Raw genomic sequence first — 23,104 nt, 5'->3', positions numbered from 1 at the left:
AATCACCGATAAACTATCGGCAATTGGCTGTTTAAAAGGTGTTTTGACCCCTGTCTCAAAAACGGGGGGGCAGTCCCAACGCCCTTGGCTTTTTTGATTACACGAGAGGTCCGCCGGCTTTGGCAATCGAGTCCGCATGGGAAAACTTTTTAAAGTTTTCTTTAAACTCATTGGCCAAAAACAGCGCTTTTTCGTTGTATGCTTGTTTATCGCTCCACGTGTTTTCAGGCTGAAGAACTTCATCCGGCACGCCCGGAACATGAACGGGACTGCGCAGGCCGAAAATGCTGTCTGCCGTCATGTCAGTCTGGTTCAGTCTGCCTTCAATAGCGGCCTTGACCATCGCTCTTGTATACGAAAGTTTCATCCGTTCTCCGACTCCGTACCCTCCGCCGGTCCAGCCTGTGTTGACCAGGAAGACTTGAACGCCGTGTTCGTCGATTTTATGCCCGAGCATCTCGGCATATACATGCGCCGGAAGCGGAAGGAACGGTGAACCGAAGCACGTCGAGAAAGTCGTTTGCGGAGATGTCACGCCGCGCTCGGTTCCCGCGAGTTTACTGGTGTACCCGCTTAAGAAGTGATACATCGCCTGTTCCTTCGTCAGTTTGCTGATCGGAGGAAGCACGCCGAATGCGTCCGCCGTTAAAAAGACGATCGCCTGCGGATGGCCGGCAATGCTCGGCTGCACGATATTGCCGATCATCTCAATCGGATATGCGGCTCTTGTGTTTTCCGTGTAGAAGGAATTGTCGTAATCCGCTTCACCCGTTTTTTCATCAAGCACGACATTCTCAAGAACAGACCCGAAGCGGATCGCACGAAAAATCTGAGGTTCTTTTTCCTCGCTCAGATTGATACATTTAGCGTAACATCCGCCTTCAATGTTGAAAACGCCGGAATCTGACCAGCCGTGCTCGTCATCGCCGATCAGTTTGCGGTCCGCATCGGCTGAAAGCGTCGTTTTCCCTGTGCCGGAAAGGCCGAAAAACAGGGCGACATCGCCTTTTTCACCGACATTGGCTGAGCAGTGCATCGGCAGTATATCCTGCTGCGGAAGCAGGAAGTTCATAATGGAGAATATTGATTTTTTCATTTCTCCGGCGTATTCGGTGCCGCCGATTAAAATGACGCGCTTTTCGAAAGAGACAATGATAAATGTTTCCGAATGCGTGCCGTCCGTCTCCGGATCTGCTTTAAAATGCGGAGCTGAGAGAATGGTGAAAGGCTGCGCTTGCGTGTCTCTTTCATCCGTCTCCGGTCTGATAAACAGCTGGCGCGCGAATAAATTGTGCCACGCAAATTCATTTACGACCGTAATCGGGAGTCTGTATTTTTCATCCGCTCCCGCGAATCCTTCAAAAACAAACAGTTCATCCCGCTGTTTTAAGTAGCTGACGACTTTGGCGTACAGCTTTTCAAATGCCTCTTCAGAAATGGGCTGATTCACCGCGCCCCAATCAATTTGATTTTCTGTGCTTTGTTCACGGACGATAAATTTATCTTTAGGTGACCGGCCTGTATATGCGCCGGTGGTGGCGCGTACGGCGCCCGTTGATGTCAGCGTTCCTTCATTTCGGCTGATCACTTTTTCGGTAAGTTTTGGAGCCGATAAATTATGATGCACATTCGGACTTGCAAGTAATGCTTGAAGATCTGCGGTTAAATCAACTAATTTCATAAAAACCTTCCTTTGCCGGTTTATTTGTATTTCGCTGAATGTGGAATTAGTATAACATATATCTGAAAATAGTCTATACTATTTGCGGTTTTTTGTTTGTGTTTTTCCATTGCTTCCCGAAATAAAGGCGCGTAATCGCTTTAATTCATATTGACACTTTCCGCCCTTTTACGATAAGATATTTCATTGAGCGGATACTCTTATCCCGAGCTGGCGGAGGGACAGGCCCGATGAAGCCCAGCAACCGGTTTCTCTGTAAAAAAGCAGGTGAAAACACTGTGGGAAACCAAGGTGCTAACCTGATGCAAGGTTTAATATTTTCCTTGAGCGATAAGAGTGAAAGGCACACAGACCAAACCCTTTCCTCGAGTGGAAAAGGTTTTTTTATTTCATAAAATATGCCAATTAACATTCTCTGATATAGTATGACATTGTATTAAGAGGGAGCGAGTTCCGTATCATATGAAAAGGTCTTGCAAAAGATCTTTTTTCAGGAGGAAAAGTGAATGAGTAAAAACCGTCGACTATTTACATCTGAATCTGTTACTGAGGGTCATCCGGACAAAATCTGTGACCAAATTTCTGACAGTATCTTAGATGAGATTTTAAAAAATGACCCGAACGCGCGCGTAGCCTGCGAAACATCTGTAACGACAGGACTTGTGCTGGTAAGCGGAGAGATTACTACATCAACATACGTTGACATTCCGAAAACAGTCCGTGAAACGATTAAAGAAATCGGCTACACACGCGCCAAATATGGATTTGATGCGGAGACTTGCGCTGTTTTAACATCAATTGATGAACAGTCTGCGGATATCGCAATGGGTGTCGATCAGGCTCTTGAAGCGCGTGAAGGCACAATGAGCGATGCTGAAATCGAAGCAATCGGAGCGGGAGACCAAGGCCTGATGTTCGGTTATGCGTGTAACGAAACGAAAGAGCTTATGCCGCTTCCGATCTCTTTGGCGCATAAATTAGCCCGCCGTTTGAGCGAAGTCCGCAAAGAAGACATTCTTCCGTACCTTCGCCCTGACGGCAAAACGCAAGTTACCGTTGAATATGATGAAAACAACAAGCCGGTCCGCATCGACGCGATCGTCATTTCAACTCAGCACCACCCGGAAATTACGCTTGAGCAGATTCAGCGCAATCTGAAAGAGCATGTCATTAACCCTGTCGTGCCTGAGGAACTGATCGATGAAGAGACAAAATACTTCATCAATCCTACGGGACGTTTCGTAATCGGCGGACCTCAAGGTGATGCGGGTCTGACCGGCCGTAAAATCATCGTTGACACATACGGCGGATATGCACGCCACGGCGGCGGCGCATTCTCCGGTAAGGATGCGACGAAGGTAGACCGTTCTGCGGCATACGCTGCGAGATACGTAGCGAAAAACATCGTGGCAGCAGGTCTTGCTGATTCTTGTGAAGTGCAGCTTGCATACGCAATCGGCGTGGCACAGCCTGTTTCTATTTCCATCAATACATTTGATACAGGAAAAGCTTCTGAAGAAAAACTGATCGAAGTCGTACGGAATAACTTCGACCTGAGACCTGCCGGCATTATTAAAATGCTTGATCTGCGCCGCCCGATCTATAAGCAGACAGCTGCTTACGGCCACTTCGGACGTCATGATGTTGATCTTCCTTGGGAGCGTACTGACAAGGCGGATGCGCTTCGCAAAGAAGCACTAGGAGAATAATTTTATAGCCGCTTACTTAAGCGGCTTTCCCTTTTTGTAGATGCTGCCATGCTTATTTTTTACATAGCGTGAAACCAATGGCGTAACAAAGCGTCTATAAAAAGGGGGTCCAATTAGAAAATTACACTTATGGAGGCTATACTATGTGTGGATTTGTCGGTGTTTTTAATAAGCATCCATTAACTCAAACCGCAGATCAAGAAGAGCTAATCAAACAAATGAACCAAATGATCGTTCACCGCGGTCCTGACAGCGATGGGTATTATCATGACGAGCACGTCGGATTCGGCTTCAGACGGCTCAGTATTATTGACGTAGAAAACGGCGGACAGCCTTTATCATATGAAGACGAAAAATATTGGATCATTTTTAACGGCGAAATCTATAACTACATTGAATTGAGAGAAGAGCTTGAAGCGAAAGGCTACACTTTCAATACAGATTCCGATACCGAAGTGCTCCTTGCGACATACCGTCATTATAAAGAAGAAGCTGCTTCAAAGCTTCGCGGAATGTTTGCGTTTTTAATCTGGAACAAAGCTGACCGCGTCATGTACGGCGCGAGAGACCCGTTCGGAATTAAACCGCTGTATTACACAACCATCGGGGACAAAGTGTATTTTGCATCTGAAAGAAAAAGTTTAATGGCCGCTCAAAACGGCATTGATCTTGATACAGCTTCTTTACAGCAATATATGTCTTTCCAATTCGTTCCTGAACCGAGCACGCTTGACGCTGAAGTGAAAAAAGTCGAGCCGGGCAGCCAGTTTACGATCCGCCCGGAAGGCGACATCGCGTTTAAAACATATTTCAAAGCGAACTTTAAGCCTGTTCAGTCTGATGAAGATAAATTGGTGAAAGAAGTCAGAGACGCAATCTTTGACTCTGTCAAAGTTCACATGAGAAGTGACGTTCCTGTCGGTTCGTTTCTATCCGGCGGTATCGACTCTTCTTTTATCGTCTCAGTTGCGAAAGAATTTCACCCGAGCCTCAAAACATTTTCCGTCGGTTTTGAGCAGCAGGGCTTCAGTGAGGTTGACGTAGCGAAGGAAACGGCTGCCGCGCTCGGGATTGAAAACATCAGCAAAGTCATTTCTCCTGAGGAGTATATGAACGAGCTTCCGAAAATCGTCTGGCACTTTGATGACCCGCTTGCAGATCCGGCGGCGATTCCTTTGTACTTTGTCGCGAAAGAAGCGAAAAAACATGTAACGGTCGCGTTATCCGGGGAAGGCGCGGACGAGCTGTTCGGCGGGTACAATATTTACCGCGAGCCGCTTTCGCTTAAACCGTTTGAACGCATTCCGTCCGGTCTGAAAAAAATGCTTCTTCATGTGGCGTCCGTCATGCCGGAAGGAATGAGAGGGAAAAGCCTCTTAGTCCGCGGCTGCACACCGCTTGAGGAGCGTTATATCGGTAATGCGAAGATTTTTGAAGAGCCCGTGAAAAAACAGCTGCTCAAACATTACAATCCAGAGCTTTCATACCGTGATGTCACGAAGCCGTACTTTACGGAAAGCCGTTCATACAGCGACATTAATAAAATGCAGTATGTTGACATCCATACGTGGATGCGCGGCGACATCCTGTTAAAGGCTGACAAAATGACGATGGCCAACTCTTTGGAACTGCGCGTGCCGTTCCTTGATAAAGTCGTGTTTGACGTGGCTTCTAAAATTCCGGATGAACTGAAAACGAAAAACGGCACGACGAAATACCTTCTGCGCAAAGCTGCTGAAGGGGTAGTGCCTGATCATGTGCTTAACCGCAAAAAGCTCGGCTTCCCTGTGCCGATCCGCCACTGGCTGAAAAATGAAATGAACGAATGGGTTCGCAACATCATTCGTGAAAGTGAAACAGATGCTTATATTGAAAAGGATTATGTCCTTCAGCTTCTGGAAGATCATTGTGCCGACAGAGCGGACAACAGCCGCAAAATCTGGACCGTCCTGATCTTCATGATCTGGCACAGCATCAATGTTGAAAAAAGACTGGTGCCGGAAGAGCTGAATCATCAGCCGAAAGAAGTCATTTTCGTTTAATCCAAAAGGCTTTCGATGTTATCGAAAGCCTTTTTTCTATTGTTTTTTTTTGTAAACCGTCTATTCCGCTCTGTTTTCGACAAAGTATTACGCAATATTCAGAAAAAGGTTATAATAGGACTAATCGGGTAGATTCCGGAAAGTGTTTTCTGGCTATTTCGTCTCGGTTTGTGTTTCTTTGTCAAAATCAGGGGGAGGGAGAGTTATGCAAAACAAAGAAAAAACGCTTCACCGCGGCTTGGAAGAGCGGCATATCTCGCTTATGTCGTTGGGCGCCGCGATAGGAGTCGGGCTGTTTCTCGGGTCGGCTTCTGCCATAAAGCTTGCCGGGCCGGGGATTTTAGCCGCTTACGCCTGCAGCGGGCTGATTATGTTTTTTATTATGCGGGCATTAGGGGAAATGGCGATTCAAAAGCCTGTAGCCGGCTCATTCAGCCGATATGCCAGAGATTATCTCGGTCCGCTTGCCGGGTTTTTAACAGGCTGGAATTATTGGTTTTTATGGGTTGTTACCTGCATGGCGGAAATCACCGCGGTCGGCATTTATATGGGCTACTGGTTCCCTGACGTGCCGTCATGGATCTGGGCGCTTTGTGCACTCGTCATTATGACGGCTGTCAACTTTCTGGCGGTTAAAGCGTACGGTGAGCTTGAATTCTGGTTTGCGCTCATTAAAGTTTTGGCGATTCTGTCAATGATCGCGATCGGTCTGGTGATGATCGTATTCGGCCTCGGAAACGGAGGCGTTGCACTCGGAATCAGCAATTTATGGAGCCACGGCGGCTTTTTCCCGAATGGGATTAAAGGGGTGCTGCTGTCGCTTCAAATGGTCATGTTTGCCTATCTCGGGATTGAGCTGATCGGTGTCACAGCCGGTGAGGTCAAAAATCCGGAAAAATCACTGGCGCGGGCCATAGATACTGTTTTTTGGCGCATTCTCATTTTTTACGTCGGAGCTTTGTTTGTCATTATGTCAATTTATCCGTGGCAGGAAATCGGTTCAGGCGGAAGCCCGTTTGTTTTGACATTTGAAAAAATCGGAATACCGGCTGCAGCCGGAATCATTAATTTTGTCGTATTGACGGCGGCCCTTTCTTCCTGCAACAGCGGGATCTTCAGCACGGGGCGCATGCTGTTCAATCTGGCGGAGCAAAATGAAGCGCCTAAAGCATACGGTACGGTCACAAAAGGCGGTGTGCCGGGAAAAGCGGTATTGGTTTCAGCGGGCGCGTTATGCATCGGCGTTTTGCTGAACTACGTGGTGCCGGCGAAAGTGTTTACGTGGGTGACGAGCATTGCGACGTTCGGGGCGATTTGGACATGGTCGATTATTTTGCTTTCCCAAATGAAATACCGTAAAAGCTTACAGCCGGAACAACGGAAAAAACTCAAATATAAAATGCCTTTATACCCCTTTTCCTCATATATCTCGCTGGCATTTCTCGCTTTTGTCGTTGTGCTGATGGCTTTTAATGCAGAGACCCGGGTGGCCGTCATCATCGGGCCTGTCTGGTTCGGCATATTATTAGCCGCCTATTACGGGAAAGGTTTCCATAAAAGAAAAGACATAGGTCTGGAAAACGGACAGACATTCGCCGAAAAAGCGTAAAAAAAAGAGCCCGGGACATGGGCTCTTTTTTTTCATAGGATCGGGCCGGCGGGGAAAGAATAAAACAAATTCCTGAACATTTTGCTTCTGTTTCCTGACAATCGGGAGAATGCAAATGGTTTTTACTTAAATAATATTTTGAAAAATGGTACAGTAGTAAAACAAAGCTGATCTATTTTTATTTCTCTTGCAGTGTTTTATAGTATCGGCCTTTTTCAACATATTCCGTTCTGATTCTTTCCATGTCCCGTATGTCTTCTTCTGTCAGCCGGCGGATAACCTTTGCGGGCCGGCCGAACGCAAGACAGCCGGGAGGAATGGTTTTGCCCGGAGGAACGAGACTTCCGGCGCCGATAAACGCGCCTTCTCCGATTTCCGCCCCGTCAAGAATGACGGAGCCCATACCGATTAAAGCATTCTTTTTGATGATTGCGCTGTGCAGTGTAACCTGATGGCCGATCGTGACGTCATCTTCAATAAGAAGCGGGCGGTTCGGACTTTGATGCAGACAGCTCAAGTCCTGTATGCTGACTCTTTTTCCGATCCTTGTCGGCGCAACATCCCCCCGGATGACGGCTGAGAACCAAATGCTTGATTGTTCTCCGATCACGACGTCGCCCGTAATGACGGCGTTATCCGCAATGAACGCTTCAGGATGTATGTCAGGCGTAAATTGTTTATAAGGGTAGATTATCATGTCTCATCCTTCTTTCTCTAAATTTATGTAAGAGGTGAACTGCATGTGGACTTGGAAAGCAGACAGGCCCGTCGGTACCATTGTCATTATCCACGGGGCGAGCGAATACCACGGGCGTTATAAATGGCTCGTTGAAATGTGGAGATCTTCCGGATATAACGTGGTGATGGGCGATTTGCCCGGTCAGGGAACGTCGACCCGCGCCAGAGGGCATATTCGCTCTTTCCAAGAATACATTGATGAAGTAGATATATGGATTGATAAAGCGAGAACGCTTGAAGCGCCCGTTTTCCTTTTGGGCCACAGCATGGGCGGACTGATTGCGATAGAATGGTTTAAGCAGCAGAGAAATCCCCGCATTACGGCACTCATTTTATCATCACCTTGTCTGGGTCTGCAAATAAAAGTCAATAAAGTCCTTGATTTTGCGTCTAAAGGACTGAACGTCCTCGCTCCGTCCCTCAGAGTGGATTCCGGCTTATCACCTGATATGGCAACGAGGAATGCGGATATGATTGAAGCGGATCAAAACGATTCTTTATATGTCACGAAGGTATCCGTAAGATGGTACAGAGAGCTTTTAAAAACCATTGATGCCGCTATGGTGCCGACTGATGCGTTTTTAAAGGTGCCGCTTTTGCTTATGCAGGGCGGAGATGACAAAATCGTCGATAAAATGAAGGTCCGCAAATGGTTTTCCGGTGTGGCTTCCCATAATAAATCGTACCGGGAATGGGAAGGGCTTTATCATGAAATTTTTAATGAACCGGAAAGAGAAACTGTGTTTAAGGCGGCAAAAGCCTTTACAGATCAGTATATTTGAATTCGCTGGGGGTGCATATGTTGACAGTACCGGAACATCCTTTTAACCTTATGGCAAAAGTGTATCGGGAAATTTTTCCGCTCGTTCATCAGGAATTGAACATGTGGCGGGAAAAATCAGATTCCATTAAAAATACCGAACTGCGGCAGCAGGCGGCCGCAAGTATCCGCGATAAATCATTTCATTGTGAAGGCGGCGGCATTTTAGCCTTGCTTTCGGGAGAGCAGAAACAGAAATGCGTGCAATTTATCATCGCGTATCAGACAATCAGTGATTATCTGGACAATCTGTGCGACCGCAGCACCTCGCTTGATCCCGAGGACTTCCGCATGCTTCATCTCTCCATGCGTGACGCGCTGACGGTCGGTGCCGAAGTGCGGCCGTACTATCAGTACAGAGACGAGCGGGATGACGGCGGTTATCTTCATGAGCTGGTCAGAACATGCCAGCGGGTGCTCGGGTCAATAGAACATTACGGTATCATTAAACCTTATTTGCTTGAGCTGTGTGATTATTATTGCGATCTTCAGGTTCATAAGCATGTCGTTGAGCATGAACGCGTTCCGAGGCTTAAAGGCTGGTTTGAGCAGTACCGGTCACAGCTTCCGGAAATGGAGTGGTTTGAGTTCTCGGCCTGCGCCGGATCGACGTTAGGTATTTTCTGTCTCGTTGCTTACTCATTCCAGCCTGATTTTAACGAACATACCGCTGAGAAAATCCGCAGCAGTTATTTTCCGTACATACAAGGGCTGCACATACTGCTCGATTATTTAATTGACCAGGAAGAGGATCTGCTTGAAGGCGATCTGAATTTCTGTACGTATTATCAGTCTCATGAAGAAATGATGCAGAGACTGCAGCATTTTATTGAAAAAGCGGATGAACATTTGCAAGGCATTCCGCATGAAAATTTTCATCGGCTGATCAACAGGGGGCTGCTCGGCGTCTATTTATCCGATGACAAAGTCGCCGGCCAAAAAGAAATGGGCCGCCTCGCGCGAAAGCTGATCAGGGCAAGCGGGAAAACGTCATTTTTCTTTTATATCAACGGAAGAGCCTACCGCAAATTTCAGAAGATGGCTTGGACGAAAAGTTCGTAATGGGTGAACTGCGCCTCTCGTGTAAATCATGACGGCGCAGTTTTTTATTTATGACGTGAAGTATGAAATGAAACATTGTTTGCGCCTGCAGAATATGATACTTTAATTTTATGAAAAAATTAAAGTATTTAGCGGTCATAGCATTACTTTCCATTTCCGGAGGCTGCTCCGTCATCCATGCTTCCGCCGGCTATCATCCTGTCTTGATAGCGCACAGGGGCTCTTCTGCGATTGAGCCGGAACATACAGCTTTGTCTTATGCACGTGCGATTAAAGACAAAGCAGATTATATTGAGATAGACTTACGGGAGACGAAGGACGGCCGTCTGATTGCAATTCACGATAAAACGGTAGATCGGACAACAGATGGTAAAGGGATGACAGATGATCTGTCTTTGGCTCAGATTAAGAAATTGAATGCGGGAAAAGGAGAAAAGATTTTAACATTAGAAGAAATCATACAGAAATTCGGACAAACTGCCAATTACTATATTGAGACAAGAGAAAGCAACGGCAGCCTGGTGATGGAAAAGAAACTGATTGACATATTACAAAAACATAAGCTGATTTCCAGCCATAAAGCAGTCATTGAGTCTTTTAGCGGGAAGAGCTTAAAGAAAGTTCGATCTATGGATAAAAAAGTTCCTCTTGTTCGATTATTAAAAGATAACGAGGCTGAGGAGATAAATGATAAGCAGCTGCAAACCATCAAAACGTATGCTGATACAGTCGGGCTCAACGCCAAATTGGCAAATGAAGCAGTCGTGAAGCGCATTCATCACAATAAGATGAAAGTGCACGTGTTTTTTGATAAGGAAGACGAGCATACGCTGACGCCTATTATGCTGAAACAAAAAGCAGATGGTGTCTTTACGAACAATCCCGCTTATACACGCGGCGTGCTGCAAAACAGTAAATAAAAAGAGACATGCGCATTTTACGCTGTCTCTTTTTTTAACGGTTTCTTTTTTGCCGCAAGGTGCATTGCGAATTTGCCGATCAGCCCGATGACAAAAAATGCAGCAAACCACCAGTAATAGGTTTTTGCGAACTCAAATCCTAAATGTCTTGATAAAATGATGACGAACATCACATAGGGAACACTTGAAAATATGATGCGAAGAATATTCAAACTGCCGCTCCTCCCAGATGTTACACTTAAAAGATGAACTTTTTTCCATTACTTCATAGTAATTGATTTTTCAGAAAAAGTAAACACAAAAAGAATCGGCCCGCTTATGACAGGCCGATTCTTTATTTGCCGGCAGATTTCTTTTCAATCGCTATAATAAACGGCGGGTCGTTTCGCTGGTTGAGAAAGCCGTAGCTCAGCACGCGCGCTTTTTCCTGATCAAGATTGCTGCAGTACTCCAGTAATGCACTTTTTTCCGTCTTGCCTTCAGGATGCCCGTGGTACACAACGAGAACGATCAGCCCGTTCTCCTTCAGCAGTTCAAGGAGCTGTTCGATCGCGGAAATGGTTGAGTGGCCGTTTGTCGTAATGCTTTTATCACCGCCGGGCAGATAGCCGAGATTAAACACGGCGCAAGCCACACGTCCGTGCGCATCCTCAGGCAGCGATGCCTTTATTTGATCATGGCTCTTATGGTGAAGCGTGACGCGCGGACTGAAGTCGGCACCGAGCCGCTCCCTCGTTTTAACGAGTGCGTCCGCTTGAATATCAAAGGCATGGACATGTCCTGTCTCACCGACAAGGCCGGCCAGGAAATATGTATCATGTCCGTTGCCCATCGTCGCGTCAACCGTGATATCACCTTCCTGTGCGGCGGACTTCAGCAATTCTTTACTGAAAGGGAGGATGTGCATCAAGGTCATAGGGCGGTCTCCTCCCCGATTTTTCTGAAGAGCTTTCCTTGATAGCTTCCCCGTGTTTCCAGCTCTTTTTGAATGGCGCCCAGTACTTCCCACTTATTGACGCTCCACATCGGTCCGACCATTAATTCGATCGGCCCGTCTCCCGTAATGCGGTGAACGATCATTTCCGGGGGAATGATTTCGAGCTGATCACATACAAGACTTACATATTCTTCTTGAGAAAGGAACTCCAGCTTTCCTTTTTCATATTGCTTCACCATCGGTGTGCCTTTTAATAAGTGAAGCAGGTGAATTTTAATGCCTTGCACATCCAAATCAGCGACGGCTTTGGCCGTCTCCATCATCATGTCCCTGTTTTCAAGCGGAAGCCCGTTAATGATATGGGAACAAACGCGGATGCCGTGTTTTCTCAGTTTATTGACGCCCTCAACATAGCAGTCAAAATCATGGGCGCGGTTGATCAGAAGGGCGGTCCGCTCATGCACGGTCTGCAGCCCGAGTTCAACCCACAAATACGTCCGCTCATTCAGTTCGGCCAAATATTCCACGACATCGTCCGGAAGGCAGTCCGGACGGGTCGCGATCGACATGCCGACAACGCCGTCAAGCTTGAGGACGGATTCGAATTTTTCTCGCAGCTCCTCTACCGGAGCATGCGTATTCGTGAACGCTTGGAAATATGCGATATATTTGCCGTCTTTCCACTTTTCGTGCATGCGGTTTTTGATATCGTGAAATTGCGTGAGTAAGTCATCGGCCCGATTGCCGGCAAAATCGCCGGAGCCCGCCGCGCTGCAGAATGTGCAGCCTCCGTGTGCAACCGTGCCGTCACGATTCGGGCAGTCAAAACCGCCGTCAAGCGCGACTTTAAACACTTTATGCCCGAAATGCTCCCGCAGATGATAATTTAATGTATGGTACCGTTTTTCCGTATTTGAATAAGGAAAAGGGTTATTCTCGTTCAATGTTCAAAAAGCCTCCCTCACATCAGATGCATCCTAAAATTGTAGCATGAATGATGGAGCGGAACAATGAAACAATTATGGAACGGTCAAGACGTAATATCTACCTGGTTTTTCTGTTGTTGTTTTAAACGTTTTGGAGAAATATCACTGAACAATGCAAAAATAATTCCTAAAATAAGAATTACACTGCCTACTTTGAATGTATTATTAAAACTGTCACTTATTTTTTCATTATATAAATTTGAAATTTTTTTCTGGATAGCCATAACTTCCTTCTTTTGAATATTGAAGCTTTTTTGTACTTTTTCTTTATACGGATCCGGGGTTATAGAGAGAATTTCTTCCTCTTTTTTGTTTAATTCAGCAATACTTTTGCTTCGATCGAAACCTTTACTGTCTGAATGCTTTAAGTGAGTTATTATCTCGTTCTTTGCATTTTTATCAAAAACCTGATTGCTTTCCACAATTTTAATGGCTTCTTTTTTCGCAGTAGCTGTGTGATCATTTATATTCATTGTAAGCACAGATGTAAGTATGGCAATGCCTAGCGCTTGTCCAACTGTCCGCATCATATTAAGAATACCTGAGGCAATTCCTACTTTCTCAGGAGGAATAAGCCGTATCCCTGAACTCATTGCTGGTCCTATTACAAGCCCTAAAGCTAAGCCGGTCAAACATAACAGAATAATTACTGACGTTATAGAACTGTCGTATCGTATGTATCCATATAAATATGTTGTGATTGTTAAACCGAGCATACCTAGACCCGAAAGCCAAATGCCCCCGAGTTTATCAGATAGCTTTCCAGAAAGTACAGAGGTAAACATAGATGATAGAGCTAATGTAGAAACAATTAACCCCGCTTCTAATTCGGTTTTTCCCATTAAATTCGTGAGGAGTAAAGTAATAATAAGGGTACCGCTTGTTAATCCAAGGCCCTGCATAAAGAGGGTGAAAGAACTGAAACTAAACGTACGTATCTTCAGCATGGATAAGGGAATCATCGGGTTTTTAATTTTAGATTCAATAAAGAAAAACAAACAGAATAATAATACAGAGATTACAAAAAGAGAGATAATTACTGGTGATGACCAGCCTAAGTCAGATACTTTTGCAAAGCCAAAGGTTAAACAGAAGAGAGCTCCGGATAAAATAAGAATCCCCATGTAATCAATTTTTTTGCTCACTGTTTCATCATAACTCTCAGTAATAAAAAATGCTGCTAAAAAAAGAGAAATCAGACCTAAAGGAATATTTATGAAGAAGATAGCTTGCCAATTAAAATTTTCAGTTAATAATCCTCCAAGTACAGGTCCTAATGTAGCTGCTAATCCTGAGAAAGCACCCCAGATTCCAATGATCATTCCTTTTTTATTTTGAGGTACGATAGCTAAAGCTATAGGCATTGTAACAGGTACAATAAAAGCAGCAGATAGTCCCTGAATCACTCTAATTGCGATAAGCATTTCAATTGAAGTGCTCAAACAGGCAATAACTGATGTCAAAATAAAAAGTGCTAATCCAAATATAAAAGCTTTTTTTCTCCCAAAATGGTCTGCCAGTTTTGAGGCACCTACTAATAATACTGCAAAAGCTAAAGTATAACCTGTAGCCACCCAAGCTACTTGAGAAAGGTTGCTCGAAAAGTAATCCAGCATCTTAGGTAAGGCAATATTTACTATAGTGGTGTCCATTACTGAAATGAATGTACCTAATAATAATGCAGATAGAATAATTAATTTTTGAAAATTCAAACCTACAACCTCCATTAGATATTAATCTAAATTTAAATTCGATATATATCTAAAAACATGATAAATGTAATCTTAAGAGGTGTCAATATTATTCATAAATTGTTTTTTTCATCCACTTTTCTCGAAATCATATTTTTATAATTCAACAATTTTGTAACTTGAAATAACTCAATAAGAGCTAAAATTGACCTGTAAACTAGCTGAGATGATTAAGGATTTCTGAAGAGTGTGACATGAGGAGAACACTCAGCAAGAGGTGAGGCAAGTCTAATAAATCTAGGACTGCTCTTGATAATGCTCAGTCAGGTATGTGCTTAAAGGAAATTCTTTAAAATTAGAAATGAATATTCTTTGAAAGTTCCCTTTTGATTGATAATATTAAAAATGTAAAATGTCTGGCATGAAGATAGTACAACGTTTTCCTTGTGGAAAAAGACTTTATGGGGTGTGAAAAAGTGCGGTTAATAATTAATGACAGTGTTTCAGAATTCTTTGACAAGATATCCTCTATTCTATTCTTGAAACACGAGGAATTCTTCAAAGATTATACAACCAAATTGGGGTTAAATTTAGATAATGAATATTCTGTATTACTAGATGACCTTAAAAGAATAAAAGAGTTAGATAGTGAGTTTTTAAATTTTTATTTTGGCAGCTTTTGCGACTACAAAGATGTTAGGAATGCAAATATTTTTTGTTTAGCCACAACCTTTTTTAAAATCCCACAAATTTATACGAAAGATTTTTTTGAAATTATTGATTATTTGTCTGTAGTTACAGAAAAAGAGATAAGAAAAAATATTTTAGAGTCTCTAATTTATTTACAAGGAGATCTTAAAATGGAAACATCTACCCAACAGTATTTAAATGATAGGGAAAGTTTATTTGAGCTACTTAATAATTTAAATATAAAGCCCGAATACAAGTGGATCATATTTAAGGTAATGAAATCTCCTAAAACTTATGTAGATCAATTTTGCAATAAATTAATGTTGGTGAATGGTTATCTTAACGAGGCGATGTATAATTTAATTAAATTTAGAGATGAGTGGATGAATCAATTAAAAAACATAAATATGGATTTTCCAAAAAAGATAATCAGTACGTTAAAAGGTAAGGAATACTTATCTTGTAATTATATTAATATATATCCAACACTTTTACCTTACACTGCAACTATTACGAAAAGTGAAGAAAACATTTATGTTGGACTGGGGTATAAAGTTGATGAAATTTTTGAAAATACATTGGAGAAAGCTGAGATTAATCATATCATTGATTTTTTGAAGCTTTTATCGGATAAAAGTAAGTTCAAGATATTAATTTTACTTAGTCATAAAAAAATGTATGCTAATGAGATTGCTGAACAGCTAAATTTAACCAACGCAACGATTTCACACCATATGAGAATTTTGACGTTGCAAGGTTTAGTTGAGAGTACGAGAAATCAAAATAAAACATACTATTATCTTAATTCTTCTAAATTCGATTCTCTTTTGAACGGTTTGTTGAAAAAATTTAAAGCTGTTCCAGGCTTAGATGGGGATGAGTAAAAAAGGTTTTGGTTTTATAGTTGGTGTTAGTTTCGGGATGATAATTAAAGCTAATAAAAACAGATCGTCTAATGAATTGGATACCCTAAAAAATAAGATGAATCCTGGGTGTTTTACACAAAAAAGATAATTTGATGGTGAACAATTTAAAGCGAACCGAAGATCTTGTGAGTGATGTGGGAAAATTTTAATTTTTTTAATAGAAGAATTAAGTTATCGTTCTAAAATGAAGGATTTTTATAAAGAGTTAATTCTGTCTTGATTAAGTTTTACATTTAATCGTATTTTATACCATCTCTGTCTTGTGTATGAATTACCTGAAATTTCTTGTGAGAATTTATTTGGAATAAGAAATACTATTGATATGACATTATCAATAGGAGGACTGTTTAATGGCAACAAGACAATCAGTAGATGAACATCTCCAAAGAAGCGAACAGGCGTATGAATTTGCGAATGAGCAATTTATGACCGCTTCGAAACAAGAGCATTATAATGATAATGAGTACAGTGAAGCGCAAATGATGCTTGAAAACGCGGTGAATGAATTAAACAAGCTGTCATTATCTGCGAATGATCAGCAAAGAGAGCAGCTTTATCGAATGAGATTGCAGCTGCAGACCTTGCAAAACAATATGATTTTGCAGCGTAATTTTGATTACTGACCTCGCCGTCTCAAATGGTCAGCAAACCTGCCGGAATCCCGGCGGGTTTTTTTGTATTTCTTTTGAAAAAAGAATTGACAATAGGGCGGAGTGTGTTTATTGTATTACGTGTACTACTTGATGTAATACACATAAAACACTCAAAAAATGAAATCGACATATAAATGTTAAGCATAGGGAAGGGGAACTTTCATGAAAAACAAAAGATCCGTAAAACAAGATGTGCCTCTTATTATCGCCGCCTCGGTTTTGGCCAGCAGTCTGTTTGTCGTTCTTGTCGTCATCGGTTTTCAATGGCAGAACATTTAAAGAAAGAGAGCAGCTCGTAAAAGAAAGAAGGGAAGTAAATGATTCAAATCGATCCGAGAAGCTCAACTCCGATTTATGAGCAGATCATACAGCAACTGAAAGAGCTTTGTTTAAAAGGGATCATGAAGCCGGGGGATAAACTTCCTTCTGTCAGGGAATTGGCAACGATCATTATCGCCAATCCGAACACAGTCAGCAAAGCGTACAAGGAGCTCGAACGCGATGGTGTCATTGAAACGCTGAGGGGAAGAGGAACGTATATATCGGAGAATGCAAAAACGACATTGGTTGAAGGGAAGATGACGATGATAAAAGAGCAATTGAAACAGCTCATCATCGATGCCCATTACGCGGGAGTTGAGCTGGAGAAGCTGCAGGAATGGATAAAGGAAATCAGCGCTGATGTGAAAGGAGGCAAGGATCATGATTGAATTGCGGAATCTCTCAAAAACGATAGACGGTAAAGAAGTGCTCAAGGATATTTCGCTCACCATCGGAAAAGGGGAAATTTTCGGGCTGCTCGGGCGAAACGGATCAGGGAAAACAACACTGCTTCGGCTCATTCAGCAGATTCTCCTGCCGGATCAAGGGACTGTTTTATTTAATCAGGTGGAAATAAAGCGGCATCCGAAAGTAAAACAGAACATCATTTATATGCCTGTTGAAAATCCTTTTTATGACAAGTATACATATAAACAGCTTGTTGCGATTGTAAGCAGAATCTATCCGAATTTTGATGTGACTTACGCCAATGAGCTGATGAACAGGTACGGCATTCCGGAAACGAAGAAATACCGTGAATTATCAACAGGCCTGAAAAAACAGCTTGCGCTCGTCCTTGCCTTTGCTTCACGCCCGGCACTTATTCTTTTGGATGAACCGACGGACGGAATTGACGCCGTAACGCGTCATGACGTGCTGCAGCTTATGGTGGATGAAGTGGCTGAACGGGAAACGAGCATTCTGATTACCTCACACCGTTTAGAAGATATTGAGCGAATGTGCAACCGGATCGGGTTTTTGGAAGGAAATCAGCTGACGAATGTGATGGACTTGGATGATATGAAGGAAGAGTACATGAAAATCCAAATGGCATTTGAAGAAAACGTCGCCTTGAAGATCAGAGAACAAAACATACCGATTCTCGACCATGCCGGTGTGTTTTATACGGTGCTGATTCAAAAGAACGATGAGAAGAAAAAGAACTTTCTGCAAGAGCTGCAGCCGAAAGTATGGAACGAGCTTCCTGTGAACTTAGAAGAAGTCTTCATCGCGAAGTTTGGAGGGAACCGAAGATGGTAGACAGGGGATTGCTGTACAGGGAATGGGTGCAGAATCGAACTGTTCTTGTGATGGTCGGCCTTTTTTTAGCCGCGGTCAATCCATTTGAAGTGTTAAATACCTATCTGGTTTATCAAGGCTGTCTGGACACCCCGGAAGCATATTGTAACTTTTATGTGAATTCTTTGGATAGCGGAATGCTGAACTTGAACTGGGCGCCCGCTGTCATCTTAGCGGTTTGCTTATTCGGACTGGAGCGTACGAAAGGTACGATTGATACGCTGTTCAGTCTGCCTTATTCCCGCGCTCAGGTGTTTCACACTAAATTTTGGCTCGGGGCGGCGATCATTACCGGCGCTCAGGTGATCGGCTACGGGCTGGCTGAACTGCTCATTCTTCTGTTAAAGCCTGAGCGCGTATATTTCTTCCACCATTACAGCGTCGGAGAGATTATTGTGAGTGTTTTGGCTTTTACATTGGTCGCGAGTGCAGGCTGCTTAACGGGGAATACGTTCGCCCAGCTGTTAACGGCGTTTGCTGTGTCGATAGCGCCTTACCTGATTATTACGTTGCCGCTGTCCAATGTAGAAGTCATCTTCGGAGCCGGCATGTATGAGCTGATGCCGTCAGTCGATGCTTATATCAAAGTATACAATCTTTTTCAATACTTAAACCCGATCATGTACATTGATACAGATTGGGTATCTGCCAGCAAGTATATATTACTCATCCCGGCAGTGATGAGCATTGTATTTTATGCCATCGGGTACTTTTGCTATGTCAGGCAGCCGGTGGAACGGAACGGCCGTTTTTTCCTCTGGAGACAGCTTGACCGGCCCATTCAGATTGTGGTGATCATAATCGCCGTTCTCGGTTTTGGCCTGGCGGGGTACTCGACGGGACATACGATGACAGGGTATGTGGCCGGGATGATTGTCGGGGGAGCGGTCGGATTTTTAGTCAGTTATTTTGTGATTTATAAAAAAACGAAGCATGTGTAAGAGAGGAGGACCGGAATGATACCGCGGGGATTGTTGTACACAGAATGGAAGAAAAATCAGTGGTTGTTTTTATGCAGCGGCATTCTTTTAATGGCGGCAAACCCTTTTTTGGTTTATAACAACTACTCAACATATCAAGAATGTATGAATAACCAAGCTCTTCAAGATTGTGAATTCGTTGTCAATTATACAAATGGGTCGCCTCTTTCCTTCAGCTGGATTGTGAGTGTCATCATTGCCGTCTTCTTATTAGGCTTGGAACGGACAAAGGGAACGATGGATGCTTTGTTAAGCATGCCTTACAGCAGAGGCCAAATCTTTCAGACGAAATTTTGGCTTGGCGCAGCAGTCATTGTTGTTCCTCAGGCGATAGGCTATGGAGCGGCGTCATTGCTGATATCTTTGCTGAAACCGAGCCATACGTACGATTTTGATCATTTTTCAATCGGAATGATTGTCATCAGTTTTATGGCTTACGCCTTGTTAATGGCATCCGGCGCATTAACGGGACAGATATTCGCCCAGCTGTTAACGGCGTTTACCGTCACGGTTCTGCCCTTTTTACTCATCGGTCTGCCGGCCGCGAATTTGGAGGTCGTTTTCGATATTAGTGTGGGAAGTCAATTTTCTTTTATCAGCAGTTATATCGAATCCCGTCTTTTTATATTTGTAACCCCTATTGGATATGTGTTTAACGACTGGATCAGAGAAAGGGATTTGGTTTTAATCATTCCGATTGTGATGAGCCTTGTCTTTTATCTGATTGGTTACGTCAGCTTTCTGAAACATCCGAATGAACGGAACGGCAGATTCTTTCTTTGGAGAAAATTGGACCGTCCGGTGCAGATCTTGGTGATTGCCTTTGCTGTTATGGGTTTCGGCGTTTTCGGATATGGGGTCACAGACACGATGTTCGGCTATTTAGCCGGCATTATCTTCGGCGCGGTTATCGGGTTTTTCATCAGTTATTTTACGGTTTACAGGAAGTCAAAGCATATGTAGATCCGTTTGAAAATGAGCAGTTTGGAGGAAGGCAAGGTGCCGATTAGCGGTTTGCTTTATAAAGAATGGAAGCAGCGGCAGACGCTGCTGCTTCTTACAGCGGGGTTCTTAGCTATTTTAGGCCCTTTGGCAATTATAAATGAGTATTTTCACTATAAGGGTTGTTTGAGTGCGCTTCATCAATATTCAGGTTCAGTTTGTACGTTCAGCATTGATTACAGCAATCGGAATTTGATTGGGCTTCATTTCATTCCTCCGGTTATGATGGGGCTTTTTCTGATAAGAGGAGGCCGGGCTGAAAGGATGTTTACACTGAGTCTTCCGTATTCGAGAAGCCGGATATTTCATACGAAGTTTTTCTTGGGAGCAGCCGTGTTAGCCGGCTCGCAGTTTGTTTCTTACGGAGTATCTGACCTATTGTTTCTAGCGCTTAAACCTGACGCTGTCCATCATTTTCAATCATTCAGCGCAGGGATGCTGGTCATCAGCTTGATGATTTATGCATTAGTGACAGCTGCCGGCACGATAACGGGCAATTTAGCGGCGCAGCTGATCACGGCGTTCACGGTTTCCGTCTTTCCGATCGTGGTTATGACGATTTACCTGTTAAACGCTGAGTTCCTTTTTGGCAGGCAGGCTGTGCCCGATATTGATTTCCCTTGGAGCGGATTTCTGATCTATTTCATGCCTGCCGCTTACATCCATACATCATGGATGTATTATATGAAACACGCATTGTTCATCTCCGCATTAATGGGATGTTGTTTCTATCTATTCGGCTATGTGAATTTCCTGAAAATGCCGAGTGAACGAAGCGGACATTTTATCCTAAGCAAACACATTGAACGCACCATTCAAGTGCTCGTCATGGTGCTCAGTATGCTGGGAAGTGCGGGGGTATGCGGATATGCTTATAACGGTTCGTATACCGGTTACATATTCGGCATGCTTATCGGCGCGGTTATCGGGTTTTTCATCAGTTATTACTTCATCTATAAAAAAACGAAACAGATATAAGGGGGAGTGGTGTACGTGATAGAAGTACAGCATATTGATCATTCATTTAAAATCGGCAGGAAAGGCAGAGAGAGTGAGGTTCCGGTATTGAAGGATGTCTCTTTGGCCGTTGAAAAAGGGGAAATTGCCTGTATCGTCGGTCGGAGCGGTTCCGGAAAATCAACGCTTCTGAATTTAATATCCGGATACATAGCGCCGACGAAGGGCCGTATCGTCATTAACGGCACTGATGTGACGGGCTTCAGTGAAAAAGAGTGGGCGCAGTTCCGCCTCGGGCATTTCGGCTTTATTTTTCAAAGTTTTCAGCTCATTCCGAGTCTGACAACCTATGAAAATGTTGAAATGCCGCTTGCCTTAAAAGGCGTCAAACCGTCTGAACGCAAGCAGAAAGTCGCGGACATGCTGAAACGGGTCGGACTTGAGAATCATGCGAATCATTATCCGAATGAGCTGTCAGGCGGCCAGCAGCAGCGTGTCAGTATTGCAAGAGCCCTGATTTTAAATCCGACAATTATTTTAGCTGATGAGCCGACGGGAAGCCTTGATTCAGAAACGGAACTTGAGGTGCTTGCATTAATTCAGCAGCTGAACCGGGAGCGCGGGATTACATTTGTCATCATTACGCATGACGATGAAGTCGCTTCGATCGCGCATTCAAAATTCCAGCTGCATGACGGTGTATTAAAAGGGGGCGTTACTGTTGAGATTTAAGGATCAGATTCACTTTATCAGAAGAAATATGAAGAAAAACCGGCTGCGTGTTTTCATGACGGTGCTGGCGACGACAATGGCGTGCGCGTTTTTAGTGGTGCTGGCTTCCGTCGGATTCGGCATCCAAAAAACGATTACAGACATTACGATGAGCCAGCAGATTGTTACGGAAATCAACGTGCTCGGCCAAGAGAACGGAAAAGCCGTGAAGAAATCAGACTTGGAAAAGTATAAAAATGTCAAGTCTGTCGTTGAAAGAACACAAGTGTATGAACCGAACAAAGCGTCATTGGGAAACCGAACCAATGAAGATTCAGCCATTGTGCTGACAAACATGAACGATGAAGTCAAAGCCAATATGGAGCTTGATCAGGGAAGAGTCGCCCGTACAGAGAATGAAATCGTGGTCGGCTATGATTTTGCGAAGAACCTATTGACGAAAAAAGAGGCTGACGCTTACGACAAAGAGTTAAATGATCACCAAGGCGACATGTCGGAGGTGAAAAAACCAAAAGGCTATACGAAAGACCTGCTTAATAAAACGATACAGCTGAGCATCTCCAAAACAAACAAAGACGGAGACGTTGAGAAAACGAAAACGTACGACTTTAAAGTAGTCGGAATTACAAAAAAACCGTCCCAAGATTGGATGGAGGATACAAATATTTTTGTGAGTGATCAATTCAAGAAAGACTTCTCAACATTCTTGGATCTGAAGAATGGAAATGCGGAAAAAAGCATCAATGTGTATGCGGACAAATTCGATCATGTCGATCAGCTTACCCATGACCTCACGGATGACGGCTTTTATGTCAGATCTGTCACAACCGAGCTGAAGGGCGTCAACACCTTTTTCCTCGTCTTTAAAATCGGCCTGATCTTTGTCGGCTTTATCGCCGTCGTGATTTCTGCCATCGGTATTTTCAATACGATGACGATGGCGGTGACGGAACGAACGCAGGAAATCGGGATTATGAAAGCGATCGGCGCAAGCCCGTCCATCATCCGCAGAATGTTCCTGATGGAAAGCGCCTATATCGGGATATTAGGTTCTGTCATCGGGATTATCATTTCTTACGGAGTGAGTTTTGCCGTCAATCTGGCTGTGCCGGTTATCTTGAAAGCGGTAGGGGGAAATACCGGAGCTGAAGATCTTCATTATACCTTCTCCTATATCCCGCTCAGCCTCGTTGTGATCGCAGTTGTCATTTGTGCGGGGGTCGCGGTGATTTCCGGTATGAATCCGGCCCGCAAAGCGACAAAAACCAACGTTCTGACTGCATTAAGAAGAGAACTGTAAAGGAAAAAAGCCGGCTGGACATCAGCCGGTTTTTCCTCTATCTATCAGA

21 protein-coding genes and 1 riboswitch are annotated in these 23,104 nt (G+C 43.8%); of the genes, 15 read left to right on the top strand and 6 right to left on the bottom strand.

Going from position 1 to position 23,104, the window contains the following annotated elements:
* Positions 1–97: 97 nt before the first annotated feature.
* Positions 98–1,681 (bottom strand): phosphoenolpyruvate carboxykinase (ATP), encoded by a 1,584-nt coding sequence (pckA, locus tag G9F50_RS19525; protein ID WP_007408828.1) that lies wholly within the window; start codon positions 1,679–1,681, stop codon positions 98–100.
* A 197-nt stretch (positions 1,682–1,878) separates the two neighbouring features.
* Positions 1,879–2,018: riboswitch (SAM riboswitch) on the top strand.
* A 169-nt stretch (positions 2,019–2,187) separates the two neighbouring features.
* Between pckA and metK the strand changes: the two genes are divergently transcribed.
* The 3 genes from metK to alaP all read left to right on the top strand — a co-directional run bounded on the left by metK (position 2,188) and on the right by alaP (position 7,041).
* Positions 2,188–3,390, top strand: coding sequence for a methionine adenosyltransferase (gene metK, locus G9F50_RS19520; RefSeq protein ID WP_003152253.1), 1,203 nt, complete (start codon positions 2,188–2,190; stop codon positions 3,388–3,390).
* 143 nt (positions 3,391–3,533) lie between these two features.
* The gene (gene asnB / locus G9F50_RS19515; protein ID WP_003152255.1) at positions 3,534–5,432 is read left to right on the top strand and encodes an asparagine synthase (glutamine-hydrolyzing); all 1,899 of its coding nucleotides are present in this window, start codon (positions 3,534–3,536) and stop codon (positions 5,430–5,432) included.
* 205 nt (positions 5,433–5,637) lie between these two features.
* On the top strand, positions 5,638–7,041 hold the full coding sequence (alaP, locus tag G9F50_RS19510; protein ID WP_007408827.1) for an alanine permease AlaP: 1,404 nt from the start codon (positions 5,638–5,640) through the stop codon (positions 7,039–7,041).
* Between the two features lie 178 nt (positions 7,042–7,219).
* Here alaP and G9F50_RS19505 read toward each other — a convergent pair whose 3' ends face one another.
* Entirely contained in the window at positions 7,220–7,735 is a 516-nt protein-coding gene (locus tag G9F50_RS19505; protein WP_025285156.1) for a gamma carbonic anhydrase, read from the bottom strand.
* Between the two features lie 46 nt (positions 7,736–7,781).
* Between G9F50_RS19505 and G9F50_RS19500 the strand changes: the two genes are divergently transcribed.
* The 3 genes from G9F50_RS19500 (at position 7,782) to G9F50_RS19490 (ending at position 10,581) form a co-directional block, all read left to right on the top strand.
* Positions 7,782–8,561: an alpha/beta hydrolase gene (locus G9F50_RS19500; protein ID WP_003152261.1), complete on the top strand. Its 780-nt coding sequence runs from the start codon at positions 7,782–7,784 to the stop codon at positions 8,559–8,561.
* Positions 8,562–8,581: 20 nt separating this feature from the next.
* A complete protein-coding gene (locus G9F50_RS19495; protein WP_025285155.1) occupies positions 8,582–9,661 on the top strand; it encodes a tetraprenyl-beta-curcumene synthase family protein in 1,080 nt (359 codons plus the stop codon).
* A 110-nt stretch (positions 9,662–9,771) separates the two neighbouring features.
* Positions 9,772–10,581, top strand: coding sequence for a glycerophosphodiester phosphodiesterase family protein (locus G9F50_RS19490; protein ID WP_060562053.1), 810 nt, complete (start codon positions 9,772–9,774; stop codon positions 10,579–10,581).
* 17 nt (positions 10,582–10,598) lie between these two features.
* Here the strand turns inward: G9F50_RS19490 and G9F50_RS19485 are convergent, their stop codons facing one another.
* The 4 genes from G9F50_RS19485 to G9F50_RS19470 form a co-directional block, all read right to left on the bottom strand.
* Positions 10,599–10,793, bottom strand: a complete 195-nt coding sequence (locus tag G9F50_RS19485) for a hypothetical protein (protein ID WP_003152265.1) — start codon at positions 10,791–10,793, stop codon at positions 10,599–10,601.
* 122 nt (positions 10,794–10,915) lie between these two features.
* Positions 10,916–11,497 (bottom strand): tRNA 5-(aminomethyl)-2-thiouridylate-methyltransferase MnmM, encoded by a 582-nt coding sequence (gene mnmM / locus G9F50_RS19480; RefSeq protein ID WP_060562052.1) that lies wholly within the window; start codon positions 11,495–11,497, stop codon positions 10,916–10,918.
* Entirely contained in the window at positions 11,494–12,462 is a 969-nt protein-coding gene (gene mnmL, locus G9F50_RS19475; protein WP_007408822.1) for a tRNA modification radical SAM protein MnmL/YtqA, read from the bottom strand. Before mnmL ends, mnmM begins: the two co-directional genes overlap by 4 nt.
* Before the next feature lie 86 nt (positions 12,463–12,548).
* Positions 12,549–14,216, bottom strand: a complete 1,668-nt coding sequence (locus G9F50_RS19470) for an MFS transporter (protein ID WP_060562051.1) — start codon at positions 14,214–14,216, stop codon at positions 12,549–12,551.
* A 440-nt stretch (positions 14,217–14,656) separates the two neighbouring features.
* Here G9F50_RS19470 and G9F50_RS19465 point away from each other — a divergent pair, with 440 nt between their 5' ends.
* The 9 genes from G9F50_RS19465 (at position 14,657) to G9F50_RS19425 (ending at position 23,055) form a co-directional block, all read left to right on the top strand.
* Positions 14,657–15,769, top strand: a complete 1,113-nt coding sequence (locus G9F50_RS19465) for an ArsR/SmtB family transcription factor (protein WP_060562050.1) — start codon at positions 14,657–14,659, stop codon at positions 15,767–15,769.
* Positions 15,770–16,161: 392 nt separating this feature from the next.
* The gene (locus G9F50_RS19460; RefSeq protein ID WP_003152272.1) at positions 16,162–16,434 is read left to right on the top strand and encodes a YtzC family protein; all 273 of its coding nucleotides are present in this window, start codon (positions 16,162–16,164) and stop codon (positions 16,432–16,434) included.
* Positions 16,435–16,781: 347 nt separating this feature from the next.
* Positions 16,782–17,174, top strand: coding sequence for a GntR family transcriptional regulator YtrA (gene ytrA / locus G9F50_RS19455; RefSeq protein WP_003152275.1), 393 nt, complete (start codon positions 16,782–16,784; stop codon positions 17,172–17,174).
* Positions 17,167–18,045, top strand: coding sequence for an ABC transporter ATP-binding protein (locus tag G9F50_RS19450; protein ID WP_007613240.1), 879 nt, complete (start codon positions 17,167–17,169; stop codon positions 18,043–18,045). Before ytrA ends, G9F50_RS19450 begins: the two co-directional genes overlap by 8 nt.
* A complete protein-coding gene (locus G9F50_RS19445; RefSeq protein ID WP_060562049.1) occupies positions 18,039–19,025 on the top strand; it encodes an ABC transporter permease subunit in 987 nt (328 codons plus the stop codon). Before G9F50_RS19450 ends, G9F50_RS19445 begins: the two co-directional genes overlap by 7 nt.
* Positions 19,026–19,040: 15 nt before the next feature.
* Positions 19,041–20,027, top strand: a complete 987-nt coding sequence (locus G9F50_RS19440) for an ABC transporter permease (protein WP_060562048.1) — start codon at positions 19,041–19,043, stop codon at positions 20,025–20,027.
* 36 nt (positions 20,028–20,063) lie between these two features.
* Complete coding sequence (locus G9F50_RS19435) at positions 20,064–21,044, top strand: hypothetical protein (protein WP_060562047.1); 981 nt, start codon at positions 20,064–20,066, stop codon at positions 21,042–21,044.
* 15 nt (positions 21,045–21,059) lie between these two features.
* A complete protein-coding gene (locus tag G9F50_RS19430) occupies positions 21,060–21,755 on the top strand; it encodes an ABC transporter ATP-binding protein (protein WP_060562046.1) in 696 nt (231 codons plus the stop codon).
* Complete coding sequence (locus G9F50_RS19425; protein ID WP_015240422.1) at positions 21,745–23,055, top strand: ABC transporter permease; 1,311 nt, start codon at positions 21,745–21,747, stop codon at positions 23,053–23,055. The genes G9F50_RS19430 and G9F50_RS19425 overlap by 11 nt, the downstream gene beginning before the upstream one ends.
* Positions 23,056–23,104 lie beyond the last annotated feature (49 nt).

This window comes from Bacillus sp. EKM206B, from assembly GCF_011066015.1.
GTDB lineage: Bacteria > Bacillota > Bacilli > Bacillales > Bacillaceae > Bacillus > Bacillus velezensis.
Note: the sequence above shows the minus strand (reverse complement) of the source record. Positions and strands in the feature narration are given on the sequence as shown.